We start from the raw sequence: 18,140 nt of genomic DNA on the forward strand, positions 1-18,140 counted from the left end.
TTTTTTTTTTATTTTTTTTCTTTCTTGTCTCTTGTCTCTTGTCTCTTGTCTCTTGTCTCTTGTCTCTTGTCTCTTGTCTCTTGTCTCTTGTCTCTTAAAATTATTTACGCTCTTAACTTTAAATCTTGCATTATTTTATTAAATTCTTCTGTAGTTGGAGTTAAAAAAACTTTATCGTCTACAAACAAAGTTGGGTATTTTGCAACTCCATTATACAATTCTTTACTGTGTTCTCTGGCTTCAACATCCTTAGAAATATCTTTATAAGTGTAAGGAATATCAGTTGAATTTAAAAAATTTTTAAAGGCTACAGTATAGGCATGACCCGCTTTTCCGTATAAAATAATTTTCATAATTATTGATTTACATTATTTTCGAATTCTACAACTTTTGTTTTTAATGTTGATAAAAGATCGTCATTAACAATTTTACCTTCTTTAAAATTATCATAAAAACTTGGTAAAGAAAAAGTGGTAATAGTTTTGGCTCCTTGTCTTGGAAATCTTTGTTCTGCAGCTGCTAATACAAACCTACCTCCCATTGCTCCTGGAGAAGTTGCCATTAATAATAAAGCTTTTTCTCTAAAAACATTTACTTCTAATCTAGAACTCCAATCAAAAATATTTTTAAATGCAGCTGTATAAGAACCATTGTGTTCTGCTAATGACAGGATAAATCCATCGTAATTATTTAAAAGTGCATTGAACTTAATTGCGTTTTCTGGAAAACCATTTTGTTCTTCATCTGAACTATATACAGGCATAGAAAAATCTCTTAAATCAATTACATCAAAATATGTGTTTTTTAAATTTTCTGCGGCAAAAGTTGCCAATTGTTTGTTTATAGAAGTTGAGCTTGTGCTCCCTGCAAATGCTAATATTTTTTTCATAATTTTATAATTGTCTGTTTATATATTCATTTAATAGCTCTCGATTCAATTTTTCTAAAAAGAAAAATCACTTGAACTGACATACTGAAAACTGATTCCGCCAACTGAAGACCGATTTACTGAATACTAGTTGCTATTTCTGTTTCTCCTTTAACCATTTTTGCAACAGGACATTTCCCTGCAATTGTTAATAGTTTTGTTTTTTGTTCTTCAGTTATTTCGTTTTCGAAAGAAATTTCTTCTACTAAAGATTTTTTAATTCCATTTGGTGTTAATTCTTCTTTTTGAGATAGGTTAACAGTTATTTTACCAACATCCCAACCTTTTCTTTCTGCATACATTCTTAAGGTTATTGAAACACAACCACCAACAGCAGTTAATAAATATTCTACAGGAGTTGGCCCATTATCATCTCCACCAGAAGCAACTGGTTCGTCTATTACTAAGAAATGATTTCTAGCTTTTACTTCTGCTAAATAGTTTTTATCTGATAAAACAACTGAAACATTTTTATTTTTAGCCATTAGTTATTTTCTTTTTAGTGATGTATGATGTAATTAAAAATACCATTGCCAAAACTGCTCCCATTTGTTCTCCATCACCAATCATTATATGTGCGAAAAATGCTAATATAAAAGCAAAGAAAAAACCTGCATAAGCCCATTCTTTTATTGTTTTAATGGGTATAAACCATAAGGCTACAATACCTAATATTTTTGCAACAGCATATGGATATATGATATAAGTTGGATACCCAAAATTGGCAAACATGGTTGCTACTTCTTGATGATTAAAGAAATACATTCCTGCAGAAAAAAGCATTAAAGCTGTTAATAATGCTGTTGAAACGTAATATATTATCTTGGTTGTTTTCATTTGACTGATTATAAATTCTGTACAAAGTTACAAATTAAAAATATATTTACCAAGGAAAATATATCCGTGGAAATATTTTAAAGTACTATTAATAAATAAAGATTAATTTTGTTATATATGTTCTACAGCAAAAAGTCTAACTATGAGTAAGAATATTGTAAATAAAGAATAATAAAACATATAACAAACTAAATGCTAGCAAACAAGTCTAGCCCTGATTGTAGCAATTGTTTGAGCTCTTTTTTGCCTTTTGGGGCAAAAAAAGCGAGTGCGAAAAGCAGGAAATAGCTTCAAATAAAAATATATTTATACTAAAAGTTTGTTTCGTAAACTTGCAACAAAAGTTAGTTATTCATTTTAATGGAATCTATTCGTTTTTGCAAACGCTTAATTTCTTCTAACTTTTGTTGTTGATTGGATAACAACTGGATGGAATCTAATATTGCTCTGTTTTGCTCTAAAATGGTTTTCTCTTTTTCGAAATAAATATTCTGATTTTCGCTGCTTCTCCAAGCTTCATTCAATTGCAAATAAACCTCTTCATTCCACTTGCTTGGGTGCTTGGCATCTATCCAAACTACATCTCTGTATTCACTATCAATTAAAGCCAAATCTGGAGTTGCAGAACCATCAAACTGTGAGTTTTCTTTTTTTATGGCAGATATTGTACTTAAAAAAAACATACGTTTTCTACCTGCAATTTCTTTAATATAAGGTCTAAATTCAACAGGTTTATTTACAGACCAATCGTATTCTTTTCTAGATTCAATTACCTTTAAAGGCATTGCAGAAACCCCTGCATACCCTTCTTTTTTAGAAGCATGATCGTAAAAATATAAAGCATTTGTACCATCTGCAGGTATAAAAACACTAAAGGTTAAACTGGTTCTTTCTGAGCCAACTGGCTCTAAACCAAACCAATGATACAAACCACTGTAAGCACCTGTTTTGGTATCTGAAAAATCGAAATCGGTTACAAAAGGTTGTTGATTTTGATCGTCTGCTAAATCTGGAATTTTAACAGCGGTTTTCATATTCCAAGGTAATGGATCTGAAAAACCTGCTAAGAATTTTAAACTTTCGGCTTGCAAACGCGATACTTTTTCTGCTACTGTATTTTGTTTGGTTAAAAATTGATAGTTTTTCATTTCATCTGGAGAGATGTATTTTCCTTTACCAATGGTAATTCTTTCTAAATAATCAGAAAAAGTATGTTCTCCATTTTCGATAACCATAACTCCACCAAAAGTTGGGTATGGAAAAAAGAAACCTTTCCATTTTATTAAACTTACAACCTCAACCCAAGCACCTTTATCATTTTTCATATAATAGGTATCACTTGGTTCGTAATTAAATAACATCCAAGGATTTAAACGTTGAACAACTGCATTGTACGTATTTCTACTAAACTTTAGAGATTCGCCAATTGAAAAGGTTACAGGAATTCTATTTTCTGATGAAAAACGTGGAAAAGGTGTTGTACTTGACACAGAAAAAACTTCTTCTGTATTGTCTTTTAAACCTTGCCAGTAATATTTTTCTGTTGGCTGAATAGCCATTGTCCATTGATTAGAATCGTCTATTCTTACCAAATGTGGTAATGAAACGTCTTTGGTTTCTCCCACAGATTCATTTGCCATAGAAAAGATGTTTCTTAATGGCTGAATTCTTTCGTTTTGGGTTAATGGTAATTCTACAATTTCTATTCTATTTAAATCGTTAAATACATTATAGGTTTGCATATAATTGTACATTTTAGAATGAAAACCTATGTAATAAATAGCTCCAAAAAACAAGGCTAGGAAAAATAAAATTCCTATTCTGCTACCTGTTTTTGCTGATTTTCTGAATTTTCTTAATCCGAAGAATAAAACCGTAAAACATAAAATTATTATGAAAATAAATTTTCTGAAAAATAATAACGCAGGTTGATAATCGTCTCTTAAAAAGAAAAGTAACCCAATGAATACTATACTTAAAAGAATGACTATTCTTTTTTGTTTTGCTCCTTTATTCCAATAATTTTTTATCATCTTTTAGATATTTTGCCACGAATTCACTTATTATTTTTCATCTGATTACAGCCAAATAACGATTACTATTTTAAGTACCCTTTATCTTTTAATCTGTCTCTTGCACTTTTTTGATTTTCTTTTGGTGCTTCTTTAATTTCTTCTTGAGCTTTTTCTATTGCAACTGGTTCTTTATTCTGAATATCTTCGATAAAATCTTTTCCTTTTTCAATAACATCTTGAAATTTATCTTCTAAAGATTCTGATTGTTCTTCGATTACTTCTGATGATTTAAAAATAAAACCTGCAACATAAGTGCCTAATAAAGTTCCGAAAATCATGGAAGCAAATAAAGAAATTGTTGCCAAATCTATAGGAATTAAAAAACGAGTTATAATTATACCTATTAAAAAAAAGGCAACAATAAAAATCAATCTTAGAAAAAATGATTGTTGGTATACAAAACCTTTTTTATCTGAAGGTTTCATTTGTAATTCTTTGGAGTTCATTATTTTATTAAAAAAACGATATACTCCATTTGTTTGAGATTCTCTCCAGAAAATAACGGCTCCAAATAATATGGATGCTATGAAAATTATTAATTCTAATGTCATATTTTTTTATTTATCCTGCAAGATTTTGTACACCTTGTTGGTTTGTTATATTTTTTTGATTTTATGTTTTTAAACGCAACTTTTAAAAAATAGATTTTATATTGATTATCTTAAGTTTTGTCTATATATACCTGCCAGGTTTTTGAAACCTTGCAGGAAATGAATCTTATTTTTTCTTTTTATAAATATACAATTTTATAGTTTTAAGTTCATTTTCAAATTTCAAATTTTAAACTTCAATTTACAGAACTAAAACCCAGTTTTAATTGTTTCAATTACCCAATCTTTTTTTGATTCTTGCCAGGTTTTAAAATTTGCATAAAAATCTTCTTTATCATACCAATACCAAAACAACACATCTTTTGGTGCGATATTAATTAGTAATTTCCAAATTAAATCTTGATGATTTGGTCTTAATGATGAATGAGGTTTGTGCAATGAAAAATAAAATTCTTCATCTACAATATCTTTAATTTTAATATCTGGATTTATTTGTTTTTTCTCCAAATATCGTTCTACACTCATTACTTTTTTACGTGTTTTAATATCAACCTTGTTCAAATAACTTTTAAACAACATTTTATCCTTTAAAATATCATTTACAGGATGTTGTGTTTCTTTTAAAGCTTCTCCGAAAATGAATTTCTTAATTCGCTCATATCTTTTTGAAGCAACCTCTTTTGTTAAATCACACTCAATAATTACGTGATCTCTTAATTGTGTAATCAATTCTGGTTGTGAAATATGAAACATCAACACATCATAAGTTGTGTCATTTATTGCTTCTTTATAAGCTTCTTGATTTTCGAAAACAAGAATTGGTTTTATAAAGTTTCTCAACAAATAGATACCCCCAAACGCCTTGGTATAAAATGAATCTGATGTATAAATAATAGACTCTAAACTAATATCTCTTTCTCTTAAATCGCCATATTTTTTTGCTGATTTTAATAATTTTTGATGCAAGTTTTCATCAATAAAATTATTGTCTTTATGAAAAGTTTCTATAAGTTTTAATTGTTCTTCTTTTGCTTTGTGCAAATTATCTATTAAATGAAATTTGATTTCTACATCTTGATATTTTAATACATCTAAAGGTTCGTAAAAAACATCAATACTTTGATCAAAATCAATACAAAGTGCAGAATCTCTTGTTATATTTTGAATTTTTTGTTGATGTGTTCTAAACACTAATTTCATCAGTTCTACATCAAAAGAATGAAATGGATTGTAAATTGGCAATCCTTTTTGCAATGGTGTAATTATTATTGCTTGCGGATTTGCTTCACCATTATTTAAATAAAACACCTCATTTTTTTCTTCTGCAATTTCTGGACTCCAACCAATTCCGTCTATAGAAAATGATGTTAATTTGGTTTTTGTAAAACCTAATTTTACTAAACATTTATTATAACGTTCTACTAATTTTCCGCTAATAGGAATTAGTTCGCTTCTGTATAAATTGGCTTTGATTAGTTTTTGCATATTCTTATTTCACTGAGAATCTCTGAGTTTTTTAAAAGTTATTCTTACCTATTAAAAAATAACATCTTCTTTTATTCTTTATATTTACTATTAATTACAAATGTTCCTGCAGCCATATCTCCAATTCTCTGGTTGTCTTTATTTATTATTGCTACAATAATTCCGCTAATAAAAGAACAATCAATAAATCCTAATACAAAACGACCAAAAGCTTGCCCCATATTAACATCTAAATAATCTTTAGAAACCACTTTAATATCTATAAAACGTTTTCCTATAGTTTGTCCCCAAATCCCTTCGCTAATTGGCCAAAGAAAAAAACCAACTAAAAATGCCACTAAAGCTGAAAAACCTTCTAAATGAAAGCTAAAAATGCTTTCAGAAGAATTATCTAAGACTAATGCCAAAAAGACACAAACAAAGTAATAAATAATAAAATCTATTACAGACGCAACTATTCTTCTTCCTATACTTGCTTTTTCAAATTTAGCATGATAATTATCAAACTCTTCTAATCCACTCATTTTAGCAGTTTATTAATCTGTAAATATTGCAATAACATAATTGTTCTTGCATCAATAATTTCTTCGGTTTCTGTCATTTTTAAAGCATCTGAAAACTCAGTTTCTAACACTTCTATTTCTTCATCTTCTGCTAATACTCCTCCTCCATTTTCTGTTTTATTTTCATCAGAATATTCACCAATAAAAAGGTGCACTTTTTCGTTTACAATTCCTGGTGATAAAAAAACCGTACTTATTCTTTTAACTTTATCTATTTTGTACCCAACTTCTTCTTCAGTTTCGCGAATTGCAGCATGTTCTGGAGATTCATCTTTATCTATTGCACCACCAACAACTTCAATAGAAAATCCATCAGAAAATCCGTGAACATAAACAGGAACTCTAAATTGTTTGGATAAAATTACTTTATTAGTTTTAGGATTGTATAACAAAATGGCAATTCCATCACTTTTACCATAAATCTCGAAAGTTAGGTTTTTTGATGTTCCACTTTCAAAAGTATAATCGAAATTTATGTCTTCTAATTTCCCCCAACCATTCGATTTTATGGTTGATGAAACGTTGTTAATTTTCTTTTTAATTTCCATTTTTTTTTATTTTTAGCAACAATCCCAATAAAAATATGCTTTAGAAAAATCTTTTTCTAATAAACTTTTCTTATTAATAAAAATATGTCCCAAACCACTATCACCAAACATTATATCATCCTCAGAATCAATTTGTAATAATTGAATATCGTCTACATTATTCCCTTCATAATTTCTAGGATCAGATTGAGTAAAATCTGCATAACCTCCAATTTTATGGCTTTCACAAGTAAAAAAATCGAACAAATCATTTCTTTTATCTTCTGTTAATGTTTCCTCAAACTCCCAATAAGAAAGTCCGTCAAATGAAAAATCAAATTGTAAATCTTCGGAATTACCTTTATCGATTGATTTTTCAAAAGATAATTTGTGAATTTTAAAGATTGGAGATTCTTCATAATATGATTCATTTAGAAAAGAAAAATCAGTTAAAAAGGCTTTATCTAAATTCTCCTTTGGGTGATAAAATATTTTAAAATCTTCCTCATACCAATCAAAAGGTGATAAAAAAAGTTGTAAAATACCATCTTTTGGAAAGTTTTCTAAATTTGGAATTTCTTCAAAATTTAATTGAGCAATCATAATCATAGGATTACCATTCTTGTCTTTAGGATATTCTATATCTAAAGGTAAAAAAGGTTTACCTAAAAACTTACTTTCTTTTAAACTTAAACCATCTTTTAGAAGTTCACATTTAATGGGTTTAGCATTAATTTTAACAAACTCTCTTTCATACTTTTTAAGCTCATCTTCGTATTTCTTAAGAAATTTTGGAATCATAAACAGTTACTTACTTTTTTCAAATTGTTCTCTCGCTTCTAAATCTATATTTAATTGATTTACTCTTGCATCAACTTTACGTTTAAAATCGGTATCTGCAATTGTGGCAACATTGTCTAAATATCTGACAACTTCTTGTCTTCTAATTTCAGAAAAATCGAGGCCTTTCATATTGGCCTTCATTAATTCTTGTAACATATTAAACTTCGTTTGATAATCTTTTTTAAAGTAAATTTCAGGCTTATCAAACCAATCTTGTTCTAAATCAAAATCTGTTAATCGCAATGAAATTGCAGACTGAATGTTTCTAACATCTCTTGATGAAAAGAATGGAAATATATTTTGAATTTCTTTATACAAACTTGCAAAAAACGAATGTTCGTTCGTTTTATGATTCTGATTTGCAATATCATAAGCTTCTAAAACTCTTGCTTCTGATGGCTTTTCTACAGCATTTAGAATTTCTCCCATACTTTTGGTTAAACCTTGATCTTTTAAAAAATCGTAATTTTTAGGGTTTTGCATATTCACAAAATCTGGAATTGTTTTTTCAAATTTCTTCCACCAAATGTAATCTTGATCTAGAAAATCGTGCTCGGTTCTTGCTCCATCAATCTTAAATCTACCTTGAATTCTAGAAATTACAGCCTTGTCTAACATTTCTGGCAAATTGGTAAATAAACCTACAGAAGAATTTCCGTAATTTACAGCATAAGCACCTTCTGTATATCTTAAGAAAACACCTATAACCTCTTTAACTCCTGCAGAAACACCTTGTGCAGTTCTTTCTTGTAAATTATTTTCTGCATCATCAATAGGCGCAAAAATTATTTTTGTAGGGTCTTGCATAGGCTTCATCCATTCTACCATTTTTTCTGCAGAACCTCCTTGAAAAGTTGAGATTAACGTGTCTGGCATTGGATGAAATAAAAACGGAATGTCTAAATTGTCACAATGTTCTTTTAAACGAGTGGCAATGGCTGCAATTAACATCGATTTTCCTGTTCCAGGGATTCCATATCCCATAAAAACAGGCATAAATCCACCTAATTCTTGAAACGGATTTTTTTGCGCTTCAAAATCATAACTCAGCATTCTTTCTGTTAATCTACGTGCAAAATGTTTGGCATCTTTGTTCCCTACAATTTGCTCGAACTGAATTTTGTTAAACTCAACACTTTTTGCTGTACCCTGAAAAACATTTTCCCAACCAGAAACTGCAAAATCAGAATTTTCTAGTTTGTAGGTTCTATCAACAATAGTTTCTGTGTGTTCTAAACTACTTTTACGTAACTGAATTTCATCAATTAAAGCTTCGAAATACACTACTGTAAAATCGATAACATCTTTGTCTGATTTTATGATTTCTGGATGTGCAAGATATTTATCAAAATAAAATAAAGCACAGGCAATTCCTTTTAAAGGTGATAAAAATGATACTTCTGGAATTCCTGCAAATTTCTGTTTCATTACAGATAAATCATCACTAGCAGATGGTTTTAAATCGTGCAAAATTTTATAAGCAGTTGCAAATAATTGAAATGCGGTTGCTGTTTGTAATTTACTTTCAAACTCTCTTTTTCCTGATGAATTTAATGCTGATTTACGCTCATTTAAAGAAGATAAACCTGATGCATCATAATAGGAATCTTTAATCCAAATTCCTAAAGTTAAGCCTTCTTGCACTGCAAATAAAGTTTGATTTAAATGCACAGGAATTGCAATTGAATCTGGCAATAATCTTTTTTTAAGCGCTAAAATAGTTTTAGAAACAGATGTAATTTCTACATTACTTCCATTATTTGCTCTTGATAAATACAGCAAAATAGAATCGTCTTTTGCGTCCTTTTCTCTACTTTTTGCTTTATTACCTTGCTCCCATTGAACGGATTTTATATAATCTGTAGCTTCATCACGAAGCATATCTAATTCGTTTTGTTTGATTGGGAAAGTTGAGTTGTGTTCCATTTTTCAGTTGGCAGTTTTTCAGTTGGCAGTTGGCAGTCATCATCTGACTTTCTTACTGAACTTTTATTATTTTATATTTTTATTAATCAGTTATACTTTAAAATGTTTACTAATTTATCTGAACTTATCAGGATTGTTCATCATATAATTAAGAAGTTTTTCCTACTTCTTCACTTTTAAATTGTAAATCATTTTTCCTCTCTTCTGAAATATATTTACATGCATTTGCAAAATCTAACCATAATTGAGTTTCAGAGTTTTCACTATCAGCATCTGAAATTTTACTTTTAAAATGTTTTTCATATTGCCTTTTTCTATATCCCTCTGATATATTTGAACAAACTGATCTGCTTGAACGGATTATCTGAGATGATAAACCAAAAAGTTCAGATTTTGGAAAAGTTTTTGTCAATTGAAAAATCTCCATAGCTAAACTAAATCCTTTTTTATATGCTAATAATGATTTAAAACTCATTTTTATTTTTTTAAACTGATTACTGACATACTGCAAACTGCCTACTTAACTTTAAGGTCTGCCATTTGAATAGGTTCTTTGGCTAAATTATCTAGTGACCTAGGAATTTGATTGTGCAAAAGTTGAATAATTCTATGTGGTGCAAAAAGGTATTTTTGTTTGATAACATCGCTCCATTTTTGCATGGTTTGTTTTGAGAAAAATCCGCCTTCTGTAAATGTGTCTCCAGAAAAAACTTCATCAATCGTTAAAGAAACCGCATAAGATTCTAAAGAAACAGTTTTACTTGAAATTCCGCCTAAAATAGCGTGTGTAATTTGGTTTTCATCCTTAGCAAAAACATTGTGTAAAGGCCCAAGATCTATTCTTTTGATGTGTTTTGGTTGAATTCCTGTTAATTTTCGATCAATATTATAAGCCATTGTGTCCAAAGACATTTCTCTATCTGCACTTTCTTTTAAGGTTTGATAAATTTTTTCTTTATCTTTTATCGCATTATTTCCATCGTAATTGAAATACATAAAACAGATAAATGGTCTATTATGACTAACATCGTAAAAACTCCAGCTGGTAACATAATCGTAATTCGCATCTTTTGGAGCATCTAAAATTTTACCTTGCACAAATCGATTAAAGATGAATTGTCTTTCTACTGATGTATAATAAATGATTGATGATGCTTTAAAAAGTTCTGTTTTTTTGATGGGTTGTTTCTTTCTTAAAAGCGTATCTAAAAATTGTTCTTTTAAAACATAAGTATCAACTAGTTTATCTAAATATTGTTTCCTCAGCTCTAAATCGTTATATAAATATCTAAACTCTAAATAATTAGGAAATCCAGAATCTGTTAAATCTACTTTCATATTATCTTCTTCATCATACATATATTTAATACGCATGGCTTCTATTGAATATAAAAGTAAATCTGAATATTGCTTAAAAAAAACCACTTCTTGTTGGCTACATAATTGCTCTTGCTGTATTCTTACAATGATTTCTTTTAAAACAAAATCTACCATTTTGTGATAAAAAACGTATTGTTCTTTGGTGTTTAAAACAGCAGAATCTAAAGGTGTTGTTATCATTTATAAATGGTTATTTTTACTAACAATAAAGTGAAATTCTCTTTCTAAATCTCGTTTCAGTTTTTTTAAACCACTCCTCATTGCAAAATATGGAATACCAAACATAAAAGCAGCGTGAATAATTATAAATGGAATTGCAATATAACTTCCATCATCAAAAGAATTAACATTAAAAATAAAGCTTAATATAAAAACTGTATAAATTAGTACTGCAAAACCAAAAAAGAAATACATAAAATTATTCCAAGATTTTATTTGCCCAGTAACTATTAATTTATCATCCTTTTCTCTATAATTTCCTGTGGCTTTTGCAAAACCAAATTGCCTATCAAAAAACCTTTTACGTTTTCTTATTTTAAACCCTGAGTGATTTGCTCTACCCTTAAAAACGTTTTTACTTTGTGAGAAAATTTCAAAAGCACTAGAAAAAAAACTATCAATATCATCTTCATCAACGTTCTTTCTCAAAACTGTAACAAAATCATTTTTATTTGTATTTAACGAAATTGAAAAATTGTCAATTAGCTTTATTTTTCTTAAAAACTCTTCCATAATCTAATTTAATATTCTTTTAGCTATTTTCAATCAATTACCTTTTTAAAGAAGCCTGCGTTAAGGATTGAAATGGCATCCTTTTTCCTTTTTCAGAAAAAAGATATAATGGAAAGCCTGACCCTGATTTTTCATCAGGGAAACGCCCTACCAATTACTTTCTTTTAAAAATTAGCTTAACATATCATCATCAGAAACCTCTTTTTTAGGTGCTTCTGTTGTGGAATTATCTTCTAAAACTGGAGTTTCTTTATCTGCTTTGTAATAATCTTCGAAAATCTCTTTCATGTCTATTCCATATCTATCTGCAAAGTTCTTCTGAATATCTCCGTCTTTTTCTCTAATTTCTTGCAACGCTTCTGCATAAGTGCTGTATACACCTTTCATTACTTTTTCGTGAACAGGAATATTGTCCATCATTTCTTGACGAGCTCTGGCACTTGCAGAATGCATTGATGCTAAAGTAGCACCTATATGCTCATCAGTTTTTACACCTAAATGTTCTAAAATAGCCGCAAATTCTTGATCTGTTCTTGCTTTTAAGGCAACTACATATCCATCATAATACTTTAATCTCTCTTCAGTATCTGACTTTAATTTTGCTCTGTGTGTTTGTAAATTAGAACGTAAAGAAGTTAATACTTTAATGGTTAAATTATGTTTATGCACAAAACTATCTTTTGAGGCAGCTAATGTTGTATACGCATTTTTAAGACCTTCTAACTCTTCTACTTTTTGCTCAAAAGTGGTTACTTTACCTATGGCTTCTGAATATTCTGTAGATTGTTTGTCTGCAATTTCATCTAACTCTTGACGAGATTGTTTTAATAAAGCATATTGCTCTTCTAACTTACCTTCTATTTCTTTCTTTTTTTCTAAAGCTTTGGTATGGTTTTTAGAAGCCTCTACTATAGCCGTTTTTAACTTTTCTTCTACTTCTTTAATTTCTACCTCTCTATTTTTTAAACGACTAACAGCGGCTTGAGATTTATAAGAAAGTTCGCTCAATAAAGTTTGAATATCTGCACTTTCTATACGTTGTTGAAACATTGCTTTCGCTTTATTATCAGCTCCTGATCTAATTTTTTCTGCTTCTGCAAACTCAACTTCTTCTTTTTTAATCTTCGATTTACGTCCCCAAAGGTTATTCCACCAAGTATCTGGTTTATTTTGTGCATCTTCTAGTTCTATTCTAGCTCTTTCTAATTCTTTTTGAGCATCGTCTATAACTTTTTGTTCTGTTGGGTTTAATGCCGAAAACTTTTCGAACATAATACCAACTTCATCTTGATAATCTGTAAGGTCTTTAATGGCATCCAACAATGTAGTTCTATCTTTTTCAGCCATATGCACAACATCATCTAAGGTAGCATTTAAGATTTTTTGACGTTGTTGAGGGTCATCTTCTTGAGCCAATTTAGACTTCATAGTATCTACAGCTTTACCCCAATTTACATCTACCTTTTCAGTTTTTTCAGCAGAATTAGTTTCTAATAAATCAAAATCATCAGACATATTTTTTTAGTTTTTAAGGTTGTACAATTTTTAGACAAGCAATTTCGTTATTTTTTTTTAGTATAAGAAATAATATTATCACTAAATATATGTTGCCAAAATTTAAATTTTGTTACAATTATTTTTACTTTTTTAAGAAAAATCTTACTTAAACTTTAAAATCATTAGTATTTAACATTGTTAAAAAAAATATTTTTCAATACTTTTTAAATATATTTGAACTCTTATTTTTCTAAAATTCTTAAATGAAGAAATTATTACCTTTTTTTATATTTATTTTTACAATTAATTTATTCTCTCAAAAAGAAGCTAACATTTGGTATTTTGGTCAAAATGCTGGTTTAGATTTTAGTACTAGTCCACCAACAGCACTTACAGACGGTCAAATAAATACAGATGAAGGTTGTTCTTCATTCTCTTCTCCTACTGGAGAATTACTCTTTTATTCTGATGGTATTGAAGTTTACACTAAAGAGCATCGTTTAATGACTTATTCTGATGGTAGTTTGGCTAATAATTTAAAAGGAAACCCATCTAGTACACAATCTGGTATGATTATACCTAAACCTGGCTCAACTACTATTTATTATTTATTTACAGTTGGTACAGATTTTGTTGGTAGTGCAAATAATCCGAATCCAGGTTTTAATTTTTACACTATAGATATGTCTAAAAATAGTGGCTTAGGAGAGATAACTAGAGGGCCTACAAATTTAGCTATTAATCCTAACACAAATACAGACAATAGCAGTATTTGGTCTGAAAAAGTAGCTGCTGTTAAAGGAGCTGATTGTAATGTTTATTGGGTAGTATCTTATGCTGGAAACACTTTTTATAGTTATAAAATTACAGATGCTGGAGTTGACATCAGTAATATAATAACAAGTCAAGTAAATTTTTCTGCTTCTGATAAAAGAGGGTATTTACAAGTATCACCCAATGGAAAAAAAATTGCTTTTGCAGATTTTAATTCTTCAGGAAGTAATATAAGTGGTAGTTTAGTTTTATTCGACTTTGATAATGCAACTGGTAAAGTTGATCAATTTTCATCAGAAACATTAATTTCAAGATTTTCAGGAGAATCTCCTTATGGAGTTTCTTTTTCTCCTCAATCTAACAAACTATATGCCTCTAGTTATAATGGAGGTTTTTCTGTTTTTCAATTTGATTTAGAGAGTAGTAATATTGCAGCAAGCAAAAAAACAATTGTAAATAGAAACGGATATAGAGGTGCTTTACAGTTAGCTCCTGATGGTAAAATATATGCATCCATTCCTGATTCCTTTTTTCTAGATGTTATAGAAAATCCAGATGAAGATGCTGATAAAGTTGTTTACACAGAAAATGCAGTAAATTTAAATGGTAGACTTACAGATGAAGGTTTGCCTCCATTTATATCATCATTATTATTACCTATCGAAATTTTAGATACTGACACTAATGTATCTATTAATAATACAGACGCACAATTTTGTATTGGTCAAGATAAAACCATTATTTCTGAAGACATTACAGGAACTGGAGCTACTTATAGTTGGACGTTTGATGATGGTATTAATCCGCCTACAGATATTACACCTACAACAAACCCAGGAACCTTAGTTTTAACCAACATTCAACTTTCTAATGCAGGAGAATATGCTTTAAAGATAGAAATAACAGATGATTGTGGTGTAGTTACGCAATATAATGGAACTTTTAATGTAGAAGTTTTTGAAGCTGCTTATGCTAACAAACCTGATGATATTTATTTTTGTGATATAGATAGAAATGGTTTTAATAAGTTTGATTTTCAAGCAGATTTAAATAATGAAATATTAGATGGTTTAGACCCAAAAGTTTTTGATGTTTTATATTTTAACACATTAGATGATGCCAATTCTGGTAACAACCCTTTACCAAATCCTTATAATAATCCTACTGCATTTTCTTCTGAAACTATTTATGCTAGAGTTCAAAACACTAATGCTATAGATGCTTGTTTTGCAATTACTGATTTTGTTTTAGCTGTAACAGATTACCCAACACCAACACAACCACAACCTTATCGAATTTGTGATAACACAGAAAGTTCTAGTGATACTGATGGAATTGTAAATACCTTTTTATTAAACACTAAAGATTCTGAAATTTTAGGTTCTTTAAATAGTACTCAATATCTTATAAGTTATCACACCACTCAAATTGGAGCAGAAAATAATGATGTTGCAACAATTGTTGATAAAGACTCAAATTATTCAGTTACCAACTCACAAACTCTATATATTAGAGTAGAAAATAAAGATAATTTTGGTTGTTATGATGCCAATACAAGTATAGAATTAATTGTAGATTCATTACCAGATACAACTCAAGAAGTAGATTTGTTACAATGTGATGATGATTTAGATAGAGTTTCTACAGTAAATCTAACAGAAGCTGAAATTAGTATTTCTACCAATTCTCAGAATGAAACTTTTGAATACTTTGCAACAGAAACAGATGCAATTGCTGGCACTCCAGAAGTTGCTGATAAATTACGTTATCCTGTAAATCAAACTGGTGAAGCTTGGGTTAGAACAATTTCAGATCAAAATTGTTATCGCATTTCTAAAATAAATTTATCTGTAGAAGCTTCTGCAGATGTTATTTATTATAAAGAGTTTCCTGCTGTTTGTGATGATTTTTTACAAAAAGATGGAACAGATGGCACTTTAAATGATGATACTGATGGAATTACTAATTTTGATTTTAGTGATGCAAATACTGAAATTTTAGCATTTTTCCCAGTTCTATTACAACCTGATTTAGAAGTTTCTTACTACGAAACTACAGAAGACAGAACTGCTGTAATCAATGCTATTGTAGACATATCTAATTATAGAAACACAGCATATCCATCAAACATAACAAGACAAACAATCTATTTTAAAATTACAAACAAAAACAATAATAATTGTTCTGGAACAGGAGAGTTATACTTAAAAACAAATTCAGTACCAACAGCTGAAATAGTTCCAGATTTAGAATTATGTGATGACGTTTTAGATGGTGATACTGCAAACGGAATTGTACAATATTTTGATTTAGAATCACAAACAACAGACATTTTAAATGGTCAAAATGCTACGGATTTCACTGTAACTTATCATGATTCTAAAACTGATGCTAATGTAGGAATTGACGAATTAACTTCGCCTTTTGAAAACACAATTCGCGATTCTCAACCAATTTATGTTCGTGTTACAAATAATACAACTGGTTGTTTTACAGATCACACTTCTTTTAATCTAGTTGTAAATCCTGTACCAATTGCCAATTTTGTAGATGATTTAGAGGTTTGTGATGACAATTCTGATGGTTCTGCAAGAAATGGTTTTTCGCAATCTATTGATTTAGAATCGCAAACTGCTGGTATTTTAGGCACTCAAGATTCCAATATTCACACTGTAACTTACCATCGTTCTTTGGCTGATGCTCAATCTGGAAATCTGCCTTTGGTTTCTCCTTACACAAATAATACTCAAGATAGAGAAACTATTTATGTTAGAATCTTAAACACAAATTCGATGTGTGTTAACGGAATTTCTAATTTTGATGTTATTGTAAACCCAGAACCAACTTTTGAAACACCAACAAACTTAGCCTATTGTGATGATGATTTAGATGGTGATGATGCCAATGGAATTGTACAAAACATAGATTTAGACAGTAAAATAACAGAAATTTTAGGTGCTTCTCAAAGTCCTAATGATTTTAATGTTACTTTTCATAAATCACAAACAGATGCTACTTCTGGTGATGATCCTGTAGTTTCTCCTTATCAAAACACAAATACCACAGAAACATTTTATGTTCGCATACAAAACAAACAAACACTTTGTGTTAATGATGATGCTACTTTTGATGTAATTGTGAATCCTTTACCAGATATTATGGTAACTACTCCTCAAATTTTATGTTTAAATGATTTGCCATTAAATATATCAGCTGAAAGCCCAAGAGATGTGTATACTTATGTTTGGAAAGACGAAAATGGAAACACTTTAAACACAACTTCTGTTGATAATATTGATGTAACAACTGCTGGTAAATATACAGTTACAGCTACAACAACCAATGGTACTTTTTGTGAAAGAGTAGAAACTATTGAAGTAAATGCATCTAACATTGCTACTTTAGAAAGCAGTTTTATCACCATAATTGATGAATCTAACAATATTAGTAGCGAAGATAATTTATCCGTTTCTATTGATGTTATCAATAATGATTTAGGCCCTGGAGATTATCAATTTGCTATAATAAACACCACAGAAAATAATGAAAGAATTCCGATGATTGGTTTTCAAGACGAACCTCTTTTCGAGAATTTAGAAGGCGGAATTTACACCATTATTGTAAATGATAAAAATGGTTGTTCACCAGACACAACCTTAGATGTTTCTGTAATTCAATTTCCAAAATATTTTACTCCAAATGCAGATGGTTATAATGACACTTGGGTTGTAAAAGGAGCAAATAAAACATTTTATCCAAATGCGAGTATCAATATTTTTAATAGATATGGTAAATTAGTGGCACAAGAACCTATAGACAGCCAAGGTTGGGATGGAATGTATCAAGGCAAACTACTCCCTTCTGATGATTACTGGTATAATATTACACTAATTCCTGCTGATACTAATAAACCCACCATCAATAAAAAAGGAAATTTCTCACTGTTAAGAAAATAGAAAGCCAAAATTTTTGTTAACAAAAGCCACTATTATTTCTTAATTTAGCATAAACTTAAGAAATCG

At 29.4% G+C, this 18,140-nt stretch carries 16 protein-coding genes; 1 reads left to right on the plus strand and 15 read right to left on the minus strand.

Translation table 11 applies throughout. The features are described from left to right. Nucleotides 1-104: 104 nt before the first annotated feature. The 15 genes from KO506_RS09680 to KO506_RS09750 form a co-directional block, all read right to left on the minus strand. Complete coding sequence (locus KO506_RS09680; RefSeq protein ID WP_215994709.1) at nucleotides 105-353, minus strand: glutaredoxin family protein; 249 nt, start codon at nucleotides 351-353, stop codon at nucleotides 105-107. Nucleotides 354-355: 2 nt separating this feature from the next. Beyond that, complete coding sequence (locus KO506_RS09685; protein WP_215994710.1) at nucleotides 356-889, minus strand: NADPH-dependent FMN reductase; 534 nt, start codon at nucleotides 887-889, stop codon at nucleotides 356-358. Between the two features lie 116 nt (nucleotides 890-1,005). Continuing rightward, the gene (locus KO506_RS09690) at nucleotides 1,006-1,413 is read right to left on the minus strand and encodes an OsmC family protein (RefSeq protein WP_215994711.1); all 408 of its coding nucleotides are present in this window, start codon (nucleotides 1,411-1,413) and stop codon (nucleotides 1,006-1,008) included. Beyond that, entirely contained in the window at nucleotides 1,406-1,765 is a 360-nt protein-coding gene (locus tag KO506_RS09695) for a DoxX family protein (protein WP_215994712.1), read from the minus strand. Before KO506_RS09695 ends, KO506_RS09690 begins: the two co-directional genes overlap by 8 nt. A gap of 344 nt (nucleotides 1,766-2,109) precedes the next feature. After that, complete coding sequence (locus tag KO506_RS09700; RefSeq protein WP_215994713.1) at nucleotides 2,110-3,798, minus strand: hypothetical protein; 1,689 nt, start codon at nucleotides 3,796-3,798, stop codon at nucleotides 2,110-2,112. A gap of 65 nt (nucleotides 3,799-3,863) precedes the next feature. Beyond that, nucleotides 3,864-4,391: a hypothetical protein gene (locus tag KO506_RS09705; RefSeq protein WP_215994714.1), complete on the minus strand. Its 528-nt coding sequence runs from the start codon at nucleotides 4,389-4,391 to the stop codon at nucleotides 3,864-3,866. 249 nt (nucleotides 4,392-4,640) lie between these two features. Beyond that, nucleotides 4,641-5,876, minus strand: coding sequence for a DUF6638 family protein (locus KO506_RS09710; RefSeq protein WP_215994715.1), 1,236 nt, complete (start codon nucleotides 5,874-5,876; stop codon nucleotides 4,641-4,643). Nucleotides 5,877-5,947: 71 nt separating this feature from the next. Further along, a complete protein-coding gene (locus KO506_RS09715) occupies nucleotides 5,948-6,400 on the minus strand; it encodes an RDD family protein (RefSeq protein ID WP_215994716.1) in 453 nt (150 codons plus the stop codon). Beyond that, nucleotides 6,397-6,987 carry an NUDIX domain-containing protein gene (locus KO506_RS09720; protein WP_215994717.1) on the minus strand — a complete coding sequence of 197 codons (591 nt, stop codon included), beginning with the start codon at nucleotides 6,985-6,987 and terminating at the stop codon, nucleotides 6,397-6,399. Before KO506_RS09720 ends, KO506_RS09715 begins: the two co-directional genes overlap by 4 nt. Before the next feature lie 12 nt (nucleotides 6,988-6,999). Beyond that, a complete protein-coding gene (locus tag KO506_RS09725) occupies nucleotides 7,000-7,767 on the minus strand; it encodes a YwqG family protein (RefSeq protein ID WP_215994718.1) in 768 nt (255 codons plus the stop codon). 6 nt (nucleotides 7,768-7,773) lie between these two features. After that, nucleotides 7,774-9,735, minus strand: a complete 1,962-nt coding sequence (locus KO506_RS09730; RefSeq protein WP_215994719.1) for an AAA family ATPase — start codon at nucleotides 9,733-9,735, stop codon at nucleotides 7,774-7,776. A 148-nt stretch (nucleotides 9,736-9,883) separates the two neighbouring features. After that, nucleotides 9,884-10,210: a four helix bundle protein gene (locus KO506_RS09735; protein WP_354667552.1), complete on the minus strand. Its 327-nt coding sequence runs from the start codon at nucleotides 10,208-10,210 to the stop codon at nucleotides 9,884-9,886. A gap of 41 nt (nucleotides 10,211-10,251) precedes the next feature. Further along, nucleotides 10,252-11,295, minus strand: a complete 1,044-nt coding sequence (locus KO506_RS09740) for a hypothetical protein (protein ID WP_215994720.1) — start codon at nucleotides 11,293-11,295, stop codon at nucleotides 10,252-10,254. Beyond that, nucleotides 11,296-11,847: a hypothetical protein gene (locus tag KO506_RS09745; protein WP_215994721.1), complete on the minus strand. Its 552-nt coding sequence runs from the start codon at nucleotides 11,845-11,847 to the stop codon at nucleotides 11,296-11,298. A 171-nt stretch (nucleotides 11,848-12,018) separates the two neighbouring features. After that, on the minus strand, nucleotides 12,019-13,362 hold the full coding sequence (locus tag KO506_RS09750) for a microtubule-binding protein (protein WP_215994722.1): 1,344 nt from the start codon (nucleotides 13,360-13,362) through the stop codon (nucleotides 12,019-12,021). 245 nt (nucleotides 13,363-13,607) lie between these two features. On the opposite strand from KO506_RS09750, the gene KO506_RS09755 reads away from it, so the two are divergent. Beyond that, a complete protein-coding gene (locus KO506_RS09755) occupies nucleotides 13,608-18,074 on the plus strand; it encodes a T9SS type B sorting domain-containing protein (RefSeq protein ID WP_215994723.1) in 4,467 nt (1,488 codons plus the stop codon). Nucleotides 18,075-18,140: the final 66 nt, after the last annotated feature.

It is taken from the genome of Polaribacter vadi (assembly GCF_018861005.1).
In the GTDB taxonomy this organism is placed as follows: Bacteria; Bacteroidota; Bacteroidia; order Flavobacteriales; family Flavobacteriaceae; genus Polaribacter; species Polaribacter vadi_A.

Excerpts from the sequence above, each read along its gene's own strand:
- KO506_RS09735 (WP_354667552.1), bottom strand. The coding sequence starts at position 10,210 with ATGAGTTTTAAATCATTATTAGCATATAAAAAAGGATTTAGTTTAGCT.
- KO506_RS09730 (WP_215994719.1), bottom strand. The coding sequence starts at position 9,735 with ATGGAACACAACTCAACTTTCCCAATCAAACAAAACGAATTAGATATG.
- KO506_RS09690 (WP_215994711.1), bottom strand. The coding sequence starts at position 1,413 with ATGGCTAAAAATAAAAATGTTTCAGTTGTTTTATCAGATAAAAACTAT.
- KO506_RS09720 (WP_215994717.1), bottom strand. The coding sequence starts at position 6,987 with ATGGAAATTAAAAAGAAAATTAACAACGTTTCATCAACCATAAAATCG.
- KO506_RS09715 (WP_215994716.1), bottom strand. The coding sequence starts at position 6,400 with ATGAGTGGATTAGAAGAGTTTGATAATTATCATGCTAAATTTGAAAAA.
- KO506_RS09685 (WP_215994710.1), bottom strand. The coding sequence starts at position 889 with ATGAAAAAAATATTAGCATTTGCAGGGAGCACAAGCTCAACTTCTATA.
- KO506_RS09695 (WP_215994712.1), bottom strand. The coding sequence starts at position 1,765 with ATGAAAACAACCAAGATAATATATTACGTTTCAACAGCATTATTAACA.
- KO506_RS09700 (WP_215994713.1), bottom strand. The coding sequence starts at position 3,798 with ATGATAAAAAATTATTGGAATAAAGGAGCAAAACAAAAAAGAATAGTC.
- KO506_RS09740 (WP_215994720.1), bottom strand. The coding sequence starts at position 11,295 with ATGATAACAACACCTTTAGATTCTGCTGTTTTAAACACCAAAGAACAA.
- KO506_RS09745 (WP_215994721.1), bottom strand. The coding sequence starts at position 11,847 with ATGGAAGAGTTTTTAAGAAAAATAAAGCTAATTGACAATTTTTCAATT.
- KO506_RS09710 (WP_215994715.1), bottom strand. The coding sequence starts at position 5,876 with ATGCAAAAACTAATCAAAGCCAATTTATACAGAAGCGAACTAATTCCT.
- KO506_RS09750 (WP_215994722.1), bottom strand. The coding sequence starts at position 13,362 with ATGTCTGATGATTTTGATTTATTAGAAACTAATTCTGCTGAAAAAACT.
- KO506_RS09680 (WP_215994709.1), bottom strand. The coding sequence starts at position 353 with ATGAAAATTATTTTATACGGAAAAGCGGGTCATGCCTATACTGTAGCC.
- KO506_RS09705 (WP_215994714.1), bottom strand. The coding sequence starts at position 4,391 with ATGACATTAGAATTAATAATTTTCATAGCATCCATATTATTTGGAGCC.
- KO506_RS09755 (WP_215994723.1), top strand. The coding sequence starts at position 13,608 with ATGAAGAAATTATTACCTTTTTTTATATTTATTTTTACAATTAATTTA.
- KO506_RS09725 (WP_215994718.1), bottom strand. The coding sequence starts at position 7,767 with ATGATTCCAAAATTTCTTAAGAAATACGAAGATGAGCTTAAAAAGTAT.